This window comes from Streptomyces sp. NPDC107581 (assembly GCF_055657175.1).
Window position 1 is genome coordinate 512,123 of sequence record NZ_JBVKBH010000001.1, and the last position, 14,527, is coordinate 526,649.

Consider the following 14,527-nt stretch of genomic DNA (forward strand, 5'->3'; position numbering starts at 1 on the left):
CGTCAGTCGCACGGCTGGCGTAACTCTGGCAGGATGGGGCCGAGTTAATCAATGCGTCCGAGGAGTCACATGACCGCGGTATCCCGAGTCGTAGCACGTGAAATCGTCGACAGCCGTGGCAATCCCACCGTCGAGGTCGATGTCACCCTCGAAGACGGCTCGTTCGGCCGTGCCGCGGTGCCCTCCGGCGCGTCGACCGGCGCCAATGAGGCCGTCGAGCTGCGCGACGGCGACACCTCCCGGTTCCACGGCAAGGGCGTGCGCAAGGCCGTCGACGCGGTCAACGGGCCGATCGCCGAGGCACTGCGCGGCCTCGAGGCGGAGGACCAGTCCCTCGTCGACGAGACGATGATCAAGCTGGACGCCACGCCCAACAAGGGCGCCTTCGGCGCCAACGCGATCCTCGGCGTCTCCCTCGCCACGGTCAAGGCGGCCGCCGCGGCCCACCGGCTGCCGCTGTACCGCTACGTCGGCGGCGTCGGTGCCCGCACCCTGCCGGTACCGATGATGAACATCGTCAACGGCGGCGCCCACGCCGACAACCCGATCGACTTCCAGGAGTTCATGATCGCGCCGATCGGCGCGGCGAACTTCGCCGAGGCCGTGCGGATGGGCTCCGAGGTCTTCCACACCCTGCGCAAGGCCCTGGCCGAGGCCGGCCACAACACCAACGTCGGCGACGAGGGCGGCTTCGCGCCCAACCTGCGCTCCGCCGACGAGGCCCTGAGCTTCGTGGTCCGTGCCATCGAGCGGACGGGCTACACCCCGGGCGAGGACATCGTCCTCGTGCTCGACCCGGCCACCTCGGAGTTCTTCCACGACGGGGTGTACGACTACGCGGGCGAGGGCGTCAAGCGCTCGGTCGAGGAGCACATCGCCTACCTCGCCGAGCTCGTCTCCCGCTACCCGATCGCCTCCATCGAGGACGCGATGGCCGAGGACGACATCGACGGGTGGAAGCAGGTCACCCGCGAGCTGGGCGGCAAGATCCAGCTCACCGGCGACGACGTCTTCTGCACCAACGTCGACCGGCTGAAGGACGGCATCCGCGACGGCTACGCCAACTCCATCCTGGTCAAGGTCAACCAGATCGGTTCGCTCACCGAGACCCTCACCACCGTGGAGACCGCGCACAAGGCCGGCTATACCGCGGTGATGTCGCACCGGTCCGGCGAGACCGAGGACACCACGATCGCCGACCTGGCGGTGGCCACCAACTGCGGTCAGATCAAGACCGGTTCGCTGTCCCGCTCGGACCGCACGTCCAAGTACAACCAGCTCATCCGGATCGAAGAGGAACTGGGTTCGCAGGCCGTCTACCCGGGCAGCAGCGTGCTGCGGGTGCGCTGACGCCGGTCCTCCTCCTTCTCCTTCACGACCAGCCTCCGGGGCGGGCGCAGTGTGCGCCCGCCCCGTGCCGTCACCGCACCGGAAGGCGACTCCCGCCCATGTCCCTCGCCATCGGCTCGTACGAGAAGCTGAGCGACCTGTCCGACGGCTCGGACCTGCTCAACCTCGCCTGGACCCAGGACGAACGGGACCTCCTGGGTGCGGACCTCATGGCGGCCGTGGCGGACGAGCTGACCGCCGAGGTGGCCGAGGCACTGCCGTACGCCGGTGACTACATGGTCAAGGACCCCTACGGCGAGGGCGCGCTCGGCCCCGTGGTCGCCGACTTCTTCGGGCGGCCCGGCTGGACCGCCTCGGTGACGTGCGGCGCCGGTGTCGGTCCGCTGCTGCACGACCTGAGCCTGCTGGCCGCGGGCGCAACGGTGGAGGCCGTGACCGACGTCTACCCCGACCACCCGCACTGGGTGGCCAGGGCGGGCGGCCGCTGTGTGCCCTTCGGCTCCGGACCGCCCGGCGACGTCCTGCTCCTGGAGCGCCCTGCGCTCGCCGACGACCGTTTCGCCGGTCTCGACGCGGTGCGCGAGCTGTGCAGGGCAGCGGCGGACCGGGGCGCGGTGGTGCTGGTGGACGAGTCCAACGCCAACTACTGCCCCCCGGAGTTCAGCGCGGCGAACCTCGCCGCGGAGGTGTCCAACCTGATCGTGGTGCGCGGACTGTCCAAGGCCTACGGCCTCGGCGGAGTGCGTCTCGGCTACTGCGTGGCGTCCGCCGCCCTGACCGGGGCGGTGCGCGGCGCGGTGGCGCCGCTCGGCGCGTCCTCGCTGTCGCTGCGCATCGGACGCCGTGTCCTCGGGCTCGGCGACGTGGCTTCCGGGCTGCGGGCCCGGATCGCGCGGAACAAACCGCACGTGCGTGACCTCCTGGCGGCCGCCGGGGTGCCGGAGCCGGTCGCGGCGGCGGACGGGCTGCCCTACGTGCTCTTCCCGAAGGAGCCGCAGGAGGCGGTGGAGTCGCTCGCCTCGCGTGGCATCCAGGGCAAGGTGCAGCCGGTGTGGTCGGCCCGGACCGGTGCCCTCACCTCGGTCGGCCGGATCAGTGTGCCGCTGGCGCCACACCGGCTGGCCGAACTGGAATCACGCCTGGCCCGCACGGCGGCCCGCCCAGTGGACTGACGGCAGCCCGGCAGGCCTGCCGGCCTGACGGACCGACGGCACACCGGCGGGACCGCTCGGGCTACTCCGCGGCGAGGACCCCGGCCGGCGCGGCGGCGGCCTGCAAAGCGTCGGGGCCCTCGGCCGTCACCTCCACGGTGCTGCCCGCGGTGGCGCCGAGCGCCATGAGGGCCAGTACGCTCGTCGCCGCCGCCGAGCGTCCCCGGCACTCGATCCGGACGGCACTGGCGAAGCGCGGTGCGGCGGAGCTGGTGCCCAGCCCGCCGTGGTCGTTGCCTCCCGCAACGGCAACCGGCACGCTCTCCGACCCGATCTGTCCGACCAGCTCTGCCACCCCGGCAGCTAGCTCTACGCTGTGTGACACCAGAACGATGCCAACGAACGGGTTCATGAACAGCTGGCCTAGATATCCGAACGTGGTTCAGCAATACAGAACACATACCGAATCTTGAGGAAGAGCCTGGTGGTTGAGTCGGTCAAGCGTGCCGTCCGCATCCTGCGGGAGCTGACGGCCGCGCCGCGGCTGGGCGTCACCGAGCTCGCCGAGCGCATCGGCGTATCGAAGTCGGCTGTCCACGGCCTGCTGCGCACCCTCGAGTCCGAGGGCCTGGTGGGGCAGGACCCCGAGTCCGGCAAGTACCGCCTCGGTCCGGCCCTGGTCACCTTCGGCAACGCCTACCTGGACATGCACGAGCTGCGCACCCGCTCCGTGACCTGGTCCGATCTGCTGGCCGCCCGGAGCGATGAGGCCGTCTGGGTGGGTGTGCTGGTCAGGAACGAGGTGATGGTCGTCCATCACGCGCTGCGCCCGCAGGGCGGGGTGCAGGCGCTGGAGACCGGAGCCACGCTGCCCTGGAACGCAAGCGCCCTGGGCAAGGCCATCGTGGCCTTCTCCGCCCCCGAGGTGCGCGAACGCGCCCTGGCCGGCCCCCTGGGCGCACTCACCGGCCGGACCGTGACCGGACCGGCCGAGCTGACCGCCCAGCTGGAGCTGGCCCGAGAGGTCGGCTATGCCGTGGAGAGCCAGGAGTCGACCCTGGGGGACGCCGGCATCGCGGCGCCCGTCTTCGACGGCACCGGGGCCGTCGCGGGCGCCATGGGGCTGGTCGGGCCGGTCGAGCGGCTGCTCGCGGAGCCGAACCGCGAAGCACACGCGATCGCGACGCGCGAGACGGCGCGCAACCTCTCGCGCGAACTGGGCGCGTTCCGCGTCGGCGGCCGCCAGACCGCGTACTGAACGCGGCTTCTCTCCCTTCAACTCCGCCGCCCACCAGCACAAACCGCGGTGGTTCGAGACATGGACATCCCTTGACACGCGGGGTTACGAAAACCTAACTTTCAGGTATGCGTTCAGCGATGGAGAACGGCGTTCTGAGCGTATGGGGAGTTGTTCAGGAACCGCATTCGTCGTGATCTGGCGTCCGCGGATCTGACGACCGCTCGGGGCGAGCGGTCGCTCATGGTAGGGGGCCGTCCTGAAGAAGCTGATCAACAGCGCCGAGACCGTGTTGTCCGACACGCTCTCCGGGATGGCCGTCGCTCATCCCGGGCTGCGCATCGACGCCGAGACCCGGGTGATCACGCGCGCGCAGGGCCGGGTGCCCGGCAAGGCCGGCCTCGTCTCCGGCGGCGGATCGGGGCACGAGCCGTTACGCGGAGGGTTCGTCGGGCCCGGCATGCTCGACGCAGCCGTGCCGGGCGAGGTGTTCACCTCCCCCACACCGGACCGGATCCTGGCCGCGCTGCGGGCCGCGGACGCGGGTGCCGGCGTGCTGCAGATCGTCAAGAACTACAGCGGCGACCAACTCAACTTCGCCATGGCCGCCGAACTGGCCGCCGACGAGGGACTGAAGGTGCGGACGGTCGTGGTCGACGACGACACCGCCACCGGCGGTCCGGACCAGGACCTGGGCCGCCGCGGCACCGGCGCCACCGTCTTCGTCGAGCGGATCTGCGGCGCCCTGGCCGAGCGGGGCGCGGACCTTGCCGCCGTCGCCGGGACGGGGGAGCGGGTCAACGCCGGCTCCCGCACCATCGCGCCGGCCCTCGCCCCCTGCACCCATCCCGCCGTGGGCCGCCCCGGCTTCGGACTCGGACCGGACGAGGTCGAGTTCGGAGTGGGCATCCACGGCGAGCCCGGACTGCGCAGAACGCCGCTGCGCCCCGCCCGCGACCTGGTGGGGGGAGGCCATGAAGGTCCTTCTGGCCCACCTCCCGCCGGGCCCGGCCGAATCCCTCGTACTGGTCAACGGGCTCGGGGCGACACCCCTGCAGGAGCTGTACATCGTGCTGGGAGAGGTCGCCGCCGTACCGGGCGCGACCGGTCTGTCGCCCGCCCGCACCCTGGTCGGCAACTACGTCACCGCGCTGGACATGGCAGGCGTGTCCATCACCGTCCGCCGTGCCGACACCCACCTGCTCGACCTCTGGACGGCACCCGTGAACACCCCGGCACTGCGCTGGGGCTGCTGAGGGTGACATGAGCCGACGACCACATACGCACGGGAGGACGACCGTTGGACCCCGCACGGATACGTGAGTGGCTGCGCACGACGGCCCTGCTCATCGACCAGGAGAAGGACCGGCTGACGGACCTGGACGCGGCCATCGGCGACGGTGACCACGGCGTCAACATGCAGCGCGGATTCACCGCCGTGGCGCACTCCCTCCAGGAGAGCGGACCGGACGACGTGACGGCGGGACAGCTTCTGGTCTCCGCGGGCAACACCCTCATCTCGACGATCGGCGGGGCTTCCGGACCGCTGTTCGGCAACTCCTTCAGAGCCCTGGGCAAGGCCCTCGACTCCCCCGGGCCCGACCCCCACGCCGACCCCCACGCCGACACCGACACCGCCGCCGACACCGACACCGCCGCCGACACCGACGACCGCCGGCTGGCGGCCGCGCTGGCCGCCGCCCGCGACAGCATCCAGCGCCTGGGCGCCGCCGGGCCGGGCGACAAGACCATGTACGACGCGTACGGGCCGGCCGCCGCCGCGTTCGCCCGCGAGGCCGAGGCCGGCGGCGGCCTCGCGGCCTCCGCGCGGGCCGCGGCCGCCGCAGCCGCCGAAGGGGCACGCGCCACCGAGCCGATGCGGGCGCGCCGGGGCCGTGCCTCCTATCTCGGCCTGCGCAGTGTCGGCCATCAGGATCCGGGCGCGGCCTCGACCGCGCTGGTCTTCCGTGCCCTCGCGAGCGCCCTGGAGGCCAAGTGACCCGGTACCCGCAGACCGTCTCCCCGCTGCGCCGCGCGGCCGCTCTCGGTGCCGCGCGTCCTGCCGAGGCGCCGGCACCCTACCCGCAGACGCAGGCCACGACGCCCGGCGCCGGCCGCTTCGCCTGGCTCGCCCCGATGGCGCTGTGGCCGCTGGCCCGCCCGCACCTGCCTCGCCCCGCGGCGCGGCCGCAGGGCGGCGGCACCCAACGCGCCGACGACGAGGCGATGTTCGCGGCGATCGTGTACGTCCTGGTGAGCGGGGTGCCCTGGCGGGCGCTGCCGAAGTCGTTCACCGTGTCCTGGCAGAACACCCACCGCCGTTTCACCCAGTGGAGCGAGGCCGGTCTGTGGGACCGCATCCGTGAGTCCTCCCGCCGGCAGCAGATGCCGGGGCACACCCGGCAGTGGGCCGACATCATCGGCGCCCTGGCCGAGGAGCGGCTGAACCGCACCGCGCCCACCGTCGGCCGGACCCCTCAGGCACCGGGGCGCGGCGAGGGCCTCAAGCCCCGCATCCGGCTGCACCAGCCGGGCGACCTCACGGTCCGCCTGTTCGGCCCGACCCGCACCCCGGTCGAGGCCGCGGGCCAGGCACTGCGCCGGGCCCAGTGAACGCCCTCCGGTCCGGGGCGCTCCGGGCACGGCCGACGATGCCCGGAGCGCCCCTCACCGCCGCCACGGTCCGGCGCCCCGTCCGAGCCGGTTCCGGCCGGGCACGTCCGACAGAGAGTGTGGTCGATCTCCGGTGAACGCCCCGCCACCGCTGTCCCTCACCGACTTCCGCGGCCGACTGGACCGTGTGATGGCCGAGAACCCGGGACGGCACGTCGTCGTGCTCGCGCTCGACGGCGTCAACCTCCCCATGGCACAGGCCTGCTGGCCGTCGGCCGACGTCCGGCTGATGCGTGCGGTGGCGCCGACCACGTCCTCCGCCTGCTGGCTCAGTTCCCTGACCGGTCTGCCCGTCGCCGACCACGCGGTGCCCGGAGTCGTCTTCTCCGCGCCCTCGGGCGGCACCGGACTGGTCACCTTCCTCGACTATCACGGCGCCGGCCTGACCCCCGCGGACGACAACGTCTTCTCCGACGCGGTCCGCCACGGCCGTACGCCGCTCGCGGTGCTCGGCGACATGGAGCACTACGGCTCGGCCTGGCGCGACGCCCTGCTGGCGCACGCCCGCACGGTGCCGGGCAACTCCTTCTACACCGAGGACGGCGCCTACCGCGCCCGGCCGCCCGCCGAGGTGGCCGCGCGCGTCCGCGCGGCGGTCGAGGACACGCTCGCCCGGCACGGCACCCGGCAGCCCTGTCTCCTGTGGTGCTACGTGGAGGTCGACCAGCACGTGCACCGGCACGGCTACGACGACCACACCGCCGAAGTCCTCACCGCGCTGGGCGAGTTCGCCGACTCGCTGGCCGCGCGGGACGTCGTGGTGGTGGCCCATGCCGACCACGGCCTGGTGCCCACGGTGCACGACCCCGCCCTCGCGGACCTTCTCGACCACCTGGGACGGCGGCACGGGTTCACGATGGGCGGCGCCGGACGCATGCGATGGCTGTATCCCGAGGGCCGGGACGGCGGCGACGCACTGTCCGCGCGACTGCGCGAGGTGCTGCCCGCCGATGTGCGGGTGCTGCCCTCGGACCGGGTCTTCCCACCGGGCTCGGCCGCACGTGCCCGGGTCGGCGACGTCCTGCTCGTGGCCGAGGGCGAGACGTTCCTCACCGATCCCGCCTACCGCTACGACCACGGCTCCTTCGCCCCCGAGGAGACCGACACCCCCTTCGCCGTGTGGCGCTGATCCGGCCCGTCGCGCAGACCCGAACACCCTGTCTCACGTGGCAGTTGACGGTCCGAGCGGCTGTGCTGAACGCTGAGGCGAGAACCCACCCAGGAGGTAGAGCGATGAGTACGAGCCTGACCGGCTGCCTGGAGGAGATGGATCGCCGCGGGCTCATACCGGCCGACTGCCTCGCAGTGTGCTGCGTGGGTTCGGTCGCCCGCGGCTGGTCCAACGAAACCAGCGACTACGACTTCAACGTCGTCTCCTCCACCCCGTGGACCGGCGAGAGCGCCCGCACCATCCCCGTGCCGCTGGAGCCCGGTGTCGTCCCCACGACCGTGCTGCACGTGGACGGGCGCCGCTGGGAGATCAAGTACTGGCTGGACGGCCAGGTCCAGCAGATGATCGACAAGGTCAGCTGGGAGCAGTTCGAGGCGGGCAGCTCCACCGCCAAGGCGCTGATCGACGCCGAGGAGCTGTTCCTGGAGCGGATGAGCACCTGTCTCACCCTCAGCGGAGCCGCCTGGGCCGACGCGTGCCGGCGCAGCGTCGAGGACTCCGCCTTCCGGGCCTTCGTGACCACCCGCTCGCTCGCCGAGGCCGACTCCTCCATCGAGGACGCCGTCGGCCAGCTGGCCGCCGGGGACTTCGACAGCGCGGTGCTGTCCGCCCGCAAGGCGCTCGGGCACACCGTGGACGCCCTGCTGGAGAGCGAGGGGAACTTCGGCTCGCGCACCCCGAAGTGGCGAGCCCGCCGGTTCCGCGAGGCCCGGCCCAAGGCACTGTCGTTCGAGGAGTACTGGGCCCTGGAGACCATGCGGGCCTTCTCCCTCGACGACCCCCAGGCCTGGGCGAACCTCGTCATCCAGCGCTGCCGGGATCTGACCATGGAGGTGGAGATCTCTTGACGGCACATCAGAACGTCGGCCCGCTCGAAACGGCAGCGGACCGGCCCCGCTCCGCCTCCGCGTTCTGGCGGTACTGGACGGCGTCCACGATCAGCAGCGTCGGCGACGCGGTCACGACCGTCGCCCTGCCCCTGGTGGCCGTCAGTGTGCTGCACGCCTCCAGCCTCCAGGTCAGTTTCCTGACCGCGGCCCAGTATGCCGCCTGGATCGCGATCGGCCTGCCCGCCGGGGTGATCGTGCAGCGCCTGCCGCTGCGCGGCACCCAGGTCGCGATGGACCTCGTCCGGGCGGCCGCTCTGCTGTCGGTACCGGTGGCGGCCGCGTTCGACGTGCTGCACCTGGCCCACCTGGTCCTGGTGGCCCTGGTGATCGGGCTCGCGACCGTGGTGTTCGACGTGGGCAATTCCACGTTCCTGCCGTCGATCGTCAGCAAGGAGGAGCTGACCGCCCGCAACAGCCTGACCTCCGCCTCGGTGTCGGCCACCCAGCTGGGCGGGCCCTCGCTCGGCGGTGTGTTCGTCCAGCTCTTCGGCGGCGCCCTCACCCTGGTCTTCGACGTCGTCAGTTATGTCGTCTCCGCGGTGCTGCTGCGCAGCCTGCCGCGGGCCGTCCCCGTCCGGCCGGAGGGGCGGAGCGAGTCGATGGCGGGGCAGATCAAGGAAGGCTGGCGGTTCGTCACCCGGCACACGGTCATCCGCCCCTGCGTCGCCGCCGCCACACTGGCCAACTTCACCTGCGGCGCCTACATGGCGCTGCTCCCGGTCTTCCTGGTGCGCACGCTCGACGCACCGGCGGGGCTCGTGGGTGTGCTGATCGCCACGGAGGGGCTCGGCAGTCTCCTCGGCGCCACGCTCACCCCGCGGCTCGCGAGCCGCCTCGGCAGCGCCCGCACCATCCTGGTCTCCACCCTGTTCGGCGCGTCCGCCGCGCTGTTGATGCCGCTCGCGGGCAGCGGCTGGGGGCTGCTGCTGTTCGCGGTCGGGAACGTGTGCTTCGGCTCCGCCATCGTCGTGCTCAGCATCCTCACCCGCACCCACCGGCAGACGGTCACCCCGCCCGAACTGCTGCCCCGGGTGATGGCCACCGTCCGGTTCATCTCCTGGGGTGCGGTGCCGTTCGGCGCGCTCACCGCGGGCGCCACGGCCAGTGCCCTGGGCAACCGGGAGGCGCTGTGGCTGATCTGCGGCCTCGCCTTCCTGACCCCGCTCGCCGTGTGGACCAGCGCCATCCGCCGGATGCGCGACCTGGCGTGAGGCGCGGCGGCCCCTCCCCATCCGTCCGCCCCCGCGGCACGGGCGGCCCCAGGGCCTTCCTCCGCGCCTGAAGGCAGCTACGCAGGGCCGGCGGCGGCGAGCCGCAGCGTCGTCGCCACCGGCTCTGCGGCCTGCCGCTCCGCCAGCAGCGCCAAGGCACGGCGGCCGCTGTCCGCGCCCGTCGTGTCCGACACGGACGCGTGCAGCTCGACGGCCGCTTCCAACGCCGCACGGGCCGGCTCGCGTTCGCCGCGGCACAGAGACAGCAGACCCAGTTCGTGCTGGAAGTACGCCGTGTCGGCGGCGGCTTCGCGCAGGCCCCGGGCCGCGTGCCGTCCGTACCGCAGGGCACGCTTCCACGCGTCCCAGGCTCCTGCGGCCGCAAACTTCGCCGAAGCGACCCGTGCGAGTCGGACAGCCGTCGGGGCACCTTCGCCGCTCGTGGCGGCGACGAGGCCGGACAGCGAGGACAGGATGGCGGGCGCCTCCACCGCAACGTGCGTCGAGGTGACGTCCGCATGCCCGGTGTACCAGGCGTAATGCTCCCCGATGGAGCACAGGCGGCCGATCGCGCCTTGTCCGTAGCCCTCGGCCACCAGCTGCGCCACGACGCCCTCTGCGAGCCTGTACCGCTCCCCGACCACGGTGGCGAGACCGCACTGGACCGGCTCGGCCACGGCCAGCTCGGCGTGCGGCGTGCCCAGCAGCGCCGGCACGTGCCAGTGGTGCGGTAACTCCCCGTCCAGAGCCACGGCCAGTCGCAGCACCTCACGGGCATCCTCGCTCAGCCGGCGAGCGAGCAGGGCAGCCGGAGCCGCTCCTTGGGCCACCGACGGCAACGCCGCCTGCTCGCGGTGCCGCAGCAGCGCCCCGGCCTGGACGAAGCTCAGAGCCAGGCCCTCGGTGATGAACCACACGTCGCCGCCCCAGTAGTCCTCGTTCTCCGTGAGCTCCCGGCCCACCGACCAGCGCAGCAGCTCCCGGCCGGCCTGCCGGCTGAGAGGGCTCAGGCGGACCTCTTCCACGTAGCAGTCGACCGACGGTACGGGCGTCTGCGGCGTGGCGGAGAACAGAAACGCGCATTCGGGAGTGGCCTCGAGGAACGCGTAGAGCTCGGCGCCGCCGAATCCGAGATCATCGACCACGACGATCGCCCCGATCTCCCGGACGAGTCGGTGAAGCCGCGCCCGCCCGATCCGGTGGCCCCTGAGGTCGAACACCGCGGCAGCCAGTTCGTACAGCAGCTCCGCCGGGTCTTTGCCGTGACCGGAGAGACGTACGACGCCGTCGGGAGCCACCTCGGAGCAGTCGCCGGCCACCATGTCGAGCAAGGTGGTGCGTCCGGATCCGCGCGGGCCGGTCAGCCTCACCGACCGGCCGCGGACGAGGAGGCGCTTCAGACGGTCCCGCTCGCCCTGCCGCTCCAGCACCGGCGGGCTCGCCGGCGAAGAGCCGGGAAGCAGCAGCGCGTCGGCCGGCTGCCGGTCGCGCAGTGCGCGCACCGCAGCGCTGTGCCGTTGCGGGGTGTCGGGCGCTTCCTCGATGGGGCAGGCACTGACCGTGCCGCAGGCGTGCGGAGCGACGGTGAGCGCGATGAAGCCGACCGGCGACGATGGCTGCGGGGCCGGCTCCGGCGGCGCCGCAGCCGGGGGAGGCGGGCCGGCCGGGCGCTTCCTCTGCCGCGTCAGCACGCTCCTGAGCAGGCTGTGGATGTCCTGTCCGTCCTTCAACCCCTTCAGGAGCACGCCGGTCGTTTCGATCTCCTCGGGTGTCTGCAGGGAGACCGCCCGCTCCATCCGCGCGACCAGCTCTTCGTGCTCTCCTCTGGGCCAGAGCGAGTCGGCGAACCTCAGGATGTGGAGTGGGCCGTGACCAGCTGCCTCCGCCGCGCTCGCCGGAGCCGAGGGAGACGACGGCGCGGCCGTGTCCGCCCTGCCCCCGGCCGCGCCTCCCGGCTCGGCGCCACGGGCACCCCCGGTGTCGTGGGACCTGTCGTCGCTGGCCGACGGATTGTCCGCCGGACAACCGGACGGCATGCCGTCCTCCGGTTCCGACAGCCGCTGCATGGTCTCGGCCTGCGCGTGCAGGACTCCGTCGATCTTCGACAGCGCTTCGTCGACGTCTTCGGACAGGTCGGTGACGCTCTTCTGGCGCGCGTCGAACCGGGTCTCGTCGGAGAAGCCCATGTCCGCGGCGCCTTGCTCCGCGCGCAGCTTGGCGAGTTCCTCCTGGAGCTCCTCGATCTCCAGTTGCACCGCGATGCAGCGCTGCTCGGCCTCGGCACGCTGTTCCTGCGCGGTCTCCAGCTTCTGGGCGGCCCGCTCGCGCTGCTGCTTGGTGCGCCACAGTTCCCGGGCCAACTCGTCGAGCTGGGCGGTGTACGTCGTACGGTCGCGCTGCAACTCGTCCCGTTCGACGGAGAGATCGCGTACCTGCCGGTCGAGCCGCGCCATCATCCGCAGCAGGAACATCACCAGGAGCCCGCCGTCTTTGCGCAGCGCGTCCAAGTCCTCGACCAGGCGCTCCTTCTGGGCCAGCAGCGACTCGACCTGGCGCTCCGAGCGGACCAGGGCCGGCGCATGGGGTGCCGCGCCGGCCATCCGGTGCAGCCGCTCCGCCCGCTTGAGCATGGAGGGCCGGAGCGGCACCGCCACCGTCTCGGCCACGATCCGTTCGACGACATCGAGCAGGGGCAGTGATTCACCGCCCATGAACTCGCTGAGGCGCTGCTCGGAAACCTTGATCTTGAGGGCCAGGTCCTTCTGACTGATGCCGCGCCGGTCCACGACGTCCCGCAGGAACTGGGCGAGGTCGCGCATCTCGTGACTGACGCCGCCCTTGATCTCGCTTCTCGGTCGCGGCACCCAGCCCCCTCCCCGCACCGACGCGGACAACCCACCGTTATCCGGTAATTCAACCGCTCTCATCCGTGGCTTGACCAGGCCGCCCGTTGTCCGGAAGTTGTCCGGCGCATGCGTGACCCGCCGAAACGGCCGACTCTCGTACCCGGGCCGCCGCAGTCGTGGCGGTCGAAGAAGAAGGGGTCCGCCCGCGAGATGTGGAGTCGCGACGGGCGGACCCCCGGACCAGAAGGCCCGCACATGACGGTACACATCGACAGCCCGGCGAACTTGTGGATCTTCGCTGTCGCCTGCCTGAACGGGTACATCGCGTACCGGCGAAGCCGGCCGCAGCCTCCGCTCCCGCCGGGGCCCGGCGACCTCGGCACGGCGTTCAGCGTGGGCGCGATCACCTTGGGCGCGCTCGCGTTCCTGTTCGGCATACCGATGCACTGACAGGCCGAACGCCCGGGCACGTCCCGGGTAACAGCACGGCATCATTTGCAGAAGAGCCGTAGACCCCGCCCGTGAGTTAGCTCACCGGCGGGGTCTCCTGCGTCCACCCCCGGCTGTGCGATCCCTCACAACCCGGACACAACGAGAAACGGGCCCCTGCCGTGACTTCCGTCACCGGCAGAGACCCGTTTCATCGGTTTCTCTCTGTGCGCGAGGGGGGAGTTGAACCCCCACGCCCTTGCGGGCACTGGAACCTGAATCCAGCGCGTCTGCCTATTCCGCCACCCGCGCATTGGGTGTGTCTTCCGGCTTCTGCCCCTTCGGGCCGGCCCCTTCCGACACCCAGAACATTAGCACGTCGTACGGGGTGGGTTCACATCCCTTCCCACCGCCCGACCCGGCCCCTCTACCCGCCCGCGTATCAGCGCATGCCTGGTCACGTATCAACCTCGTACCGGTCCCGCGCATCTCTCCACAAGGCGGACCGGGTCCACAGCCGGGTGCGGGACACTGGTCCTCGGCCGCCTCTACGATCCATGCCAGGAAGAGTTCGAAGGGGAGCCGCTGGGGGAACCGGCTGATTGCCGGGCGCGTAGATACGATCAGTAAGCAGTACCGGAAGCAGTACCGGGCAAGACAGCGGCACAGAGCAGGGCAAGACACAGCGGCAGCGATGGAGGAGGTGCCCCATGGGAGTCCTGAAGAAGTTCGAGCAGCGTCTCGAAGGTCTGGTCAACGGCACCTTCGCCAAGGTCTTCAAGTCCGAGGTCCAGCCGGTGGAGATCGCCGGTGCGCTCCAGCGGGAGTGCGACAACAACGCCACCATCTGGAACCGCGACCGGACCGTGGTCCCGAACGACTTCATCGTGGAGCTGAGCGCGCCGGACTTCGAGCGCCTCAGCCCCTACTCCGGGCAGCTCGGCGACGAGCTGGCCGGCATGGTGCGCGACTACGCCAAGCAGCAGCGCTACACGTTCATGGGCCCGATCAAGGTCAACCTGGAGAAGGCGGACGACCTCGACACCGGCCTGTACCGGGTGCGCTCGCGCACCCTCGCCTCCTCCGCCGACCAGCAGGGCTCCGCTCCCGCGGCCCCGGCCGGCCGGCCCGCCCAGGGCGCCCCGGGCGGCCACGGCTACCCGCCCGCCGCTCCCTCGGGAGCGCCCCCGATGCCCTCCGCGCCGCCGCCCGGCGCCCGCCCCGGTGGCTACGGCTATCCGCAGCCCGCCGCCCAGCGGCCCGCTGCCGCCCCGGCGAGCGGCGGCCGCACCCGCTTCTGGATCGAGATCAATGGCACCCGCCACCAGATCTCCGGTCCGACGCTGGTGCTGGGCCGCAGCACCGACGCCGACGTGCGGATCGACGACCCCGGCGTCTCGCGCCGGCACTGCGAGATCCGGACCGGAACGCCCTCGACGATCCAGGATCTCGGATCCACCAACGGCATCGTGGTGGACGGGCAGCACACCACCCGCGCTACGCTCCGCGACGGCTCGCGGATCGTCGTGGGCAGCACCACCATCATTTACCGGCAAGCCGAAGGGTGAA

12 protein-coding genes, 1 tRNA gene and 1 pseudogene are annotated in these 14,527 nt (G+C 71.9%); 11 read left to right on the top strand and 3 right to left on the bottom strand.

Going from position 1 to position 14,527, the window contains the following annotated elements:
- Positions 1 to 69: 69 nt before the first annotated feature.
- Positions 70 to 1,350, top strand: coding sequence for a phosphopyruvate hydratase (eno, locus tag ACZ7P3_RS02325; protein ID WP_472078479.1), 1,281 nt, complete (start codon positions 70 to 72; stop codon positions 1,348 to 1,350).
- Positions 1,351 to 1,448: 98 nt separating this feature from the next.
- Complete coding sequence (locus tag ACZ7P3_RS02330) at positions 1,449 to 2,522, top strand: aminotransferase class I/II-fold pyridoxal phosphate-dependent enzyme (RefSeq protein ID WP_472078480.1); 1,074 nt, start codon at positions 1,449 to 1,451, stop codon at positions 2,520 to 2,522.
- Between the two features lie 61 nt (positions 2,523 to 2,583).
- Here ACZ7P3_RS02330 and ACZ7P3_RS02335 read toward each other — a convergent pair whose 3' ends face one another.
- Entirely contained in the window at positions 2,584 to 2,886 is a 303-nt protein-coding gene (locus ACZ7P3_RS02335; RefSeq protein WP_472078481.1) for an HPr family phosphocarrier protein, read from the bottom strand.
- 99 nt (positions 2,887 to 2,985) lie between these two features.
- Here ACZ7P3_RS02335 and ACZ7P3_RS02340 point away from each other — a divergent pair, with 99 nt between their 5' ends.
- The 7 genes and pseudogenes from ACZ7P3_RS02340 (at position 2,986) to ACZ7P3_RS02370 (ending at position 9,683) form a co-directional block, all read left to right on the top strand.
- A complete protein-coding gene (locus tag ACZ7P3_RS02340; protein ID WP_472078482.1) occupies positions 2,986 to 3,759 on the top strand; it encodes an IclR family transcriptional regulator in 774 nt (257 codons plus the stop codon).
- 238 nt (positions 3,760 to 3,997) lie between these two features.
- Positions 3,998 to 4,994, top strand: a pseudogene (locus ACZ7P3_RS02345) (dihydroxyacetone kinase subunit DhaK).
- Between the two features lie 44 nt (positions 4,995 to 5,038).
- The gene (locus tag ACZ7P3_RS02350) at positions 5,039 to 5,737 is read left to right on the top strand and encodes a DAK2 domain-containing protein (protein ID WP_472078483.1); all 699 of its coding nucleotides are present in this window, start codon (positions 5,039 to 5,041) and stop codon (positions 5,735 to 5,737) included.
- Positions 5,734 to 6,351 carry a transposase gene (locus ACZ7P3_RS02355; protein ID WP_472078484.1) on the top strand — a complete coding sequence of 206 codons (618 nt, stop codon included), beginning with the start codon at positions 5,734 to 5,736 and terminating at the stop codon, positions 6,349 to 6,351. Before ACZ7P3_RS02350 ends, ACZ7P3_RS02355 begins: the two co-directional genes overlap by 4 nt.
- A gap of 133 nt (positions 6,352 to 6,484) precedes the next feature.
- A complete protein-coding gene (locus ACZ7P3_RS02360; protein WP_472078485.1) occupies positions 6,485 to 7,540 on the top strand; it encodes an alkaline phosphatase family protein in 1,056 nt (351 codons plus the stop codon).
- A 104-nt stretch (positions 7,541 to 7,644) separates the two neighbouring features.
- A complete protein-coding gene (locus tag ACZ7P3_RS02365; protein ID WP_472078486.1) occupies positions 7,645 to 8,430 on the top strand; it encodes a hypothetical protein in 786 nt (261 codons plus the stop codon).
- Complete coding sequence (locus ACZ7P3_RS02370; protein WP_472078487.1) at positions 8,427 to 9,683, top strand: MFS transporter; 1,257 nt, start codon at positions 8,427 to 8,429, stop codon at positions 9,681 to 9,683. The genes ACZ7P3_RS02365 and ACZ7P3_RS02370 overlap by 4 nt, the downstream gene beginning before the upstream one ends.
- Positions 9,684 to 9,760: 77 nt before the next feature.
- Here the strand turns inward: ACZ7P3_RS02370 and ACZ7P3_RS02375 are convergent, their stop codons facing one another.
- Positions 9,761 to 12,547 carry a helix-turn-helix domain-containing protein gene (locus ACZ7P3_RS02375; protein ID WP_472078488.1) on the bottom strand — a complete coding sequence of 929 codons (2,787 nt, stop codon included), beginning with the start codon at positions 12,545 to 12,547 and terminating at the stop codon, positions 9,761 to 9,763.
- Between the two features lie 237 nt (positions 12,548 to 12,784).
- Here ACZ7P3_RS02375 and ACZ7P3_RS02380 point away from each other — a divergent pair, with 237 nt between their 5' ends.
- Positions 12,785 to 12,979, top strand: a complete 195-nt coding sequence (locus ACZ7P3_RS02380) for a hypothetical protein (protein ID WP_472078489.1) — start codon at positions 12,785 to 12,787, stop codon at positions 12,977 to 12,979.
- Positions 12,980 to 13,186: 207 nt separating this feature from the next.
- On the opposite strand, the gene ACZ7P3_RS02385 is transcribed toward ACZ7P3_RS02380, so the two are convergent.
- Positions 13,187 to 13,270 (bottom strand) — tRNA-Leu (locus ACZ7P3_RS02385).
- Positions 13,271 to 13,668: 398 nt separating this feature from the next.
- Between ACZ7P3_RS02385 and ACZ7P3_RS02390 the strand changes: the two genes are divergently transcribed.
- The gene (locus ACZ7P3_RS02390; protein ID WP_472078490.1) at positions 13,669 to 14,526 is read left to right on the top strand and encodes an FhaA domain-containing protein; all 858 of its coding nucleotides are present in this window, start codon (positions 13,669 to 13,671) and stop codon (positions 14,524 to 14,526) included.
- Position 14,527: the final 1 nt, after the last annotated feature.

Excerpts from the sequence above, each read along its gene's own strand:
- eno (WP_472078479.1), top strand. The coding sequence starts at position 70 with ATGACCGCGGTATCCCGAGTCGTAGCACGTGAAATCGTCGACAGCCGT.
- ACZ7P3_RS02330 (WP_472078480.1), top strand. The coding sequence starts at position 1,449 with ATGTCCCTCGCCATCGGCTCGTACGAGAAGCTGAGCGACCTGTCCGAC.
- ACZ7P3_RS02365 (WP_472078486.1), top strand. The coding sequence starts at position 7,645 with ATGAGTACGAGCCTGACCGGCTGCCTGGAGGAGATGGATCGCCGCGGG.
- ACZ7P3_RS02380 (WP_472078489.1), top strand. The coding sequence starts at position 12,785 with ATGACGGTACACATCGACAGCCCGGCGAACTTGTGGATCTTCGCTGTC.
- ACZ7P3_RS02390 (WP_472078490.1), top strand. The coding sequence starts at position 13,669 with ATGGGAGTCCTGAAGAAGTTCGAGCAGCGTCTCGAAGGTCTGGTCAAC.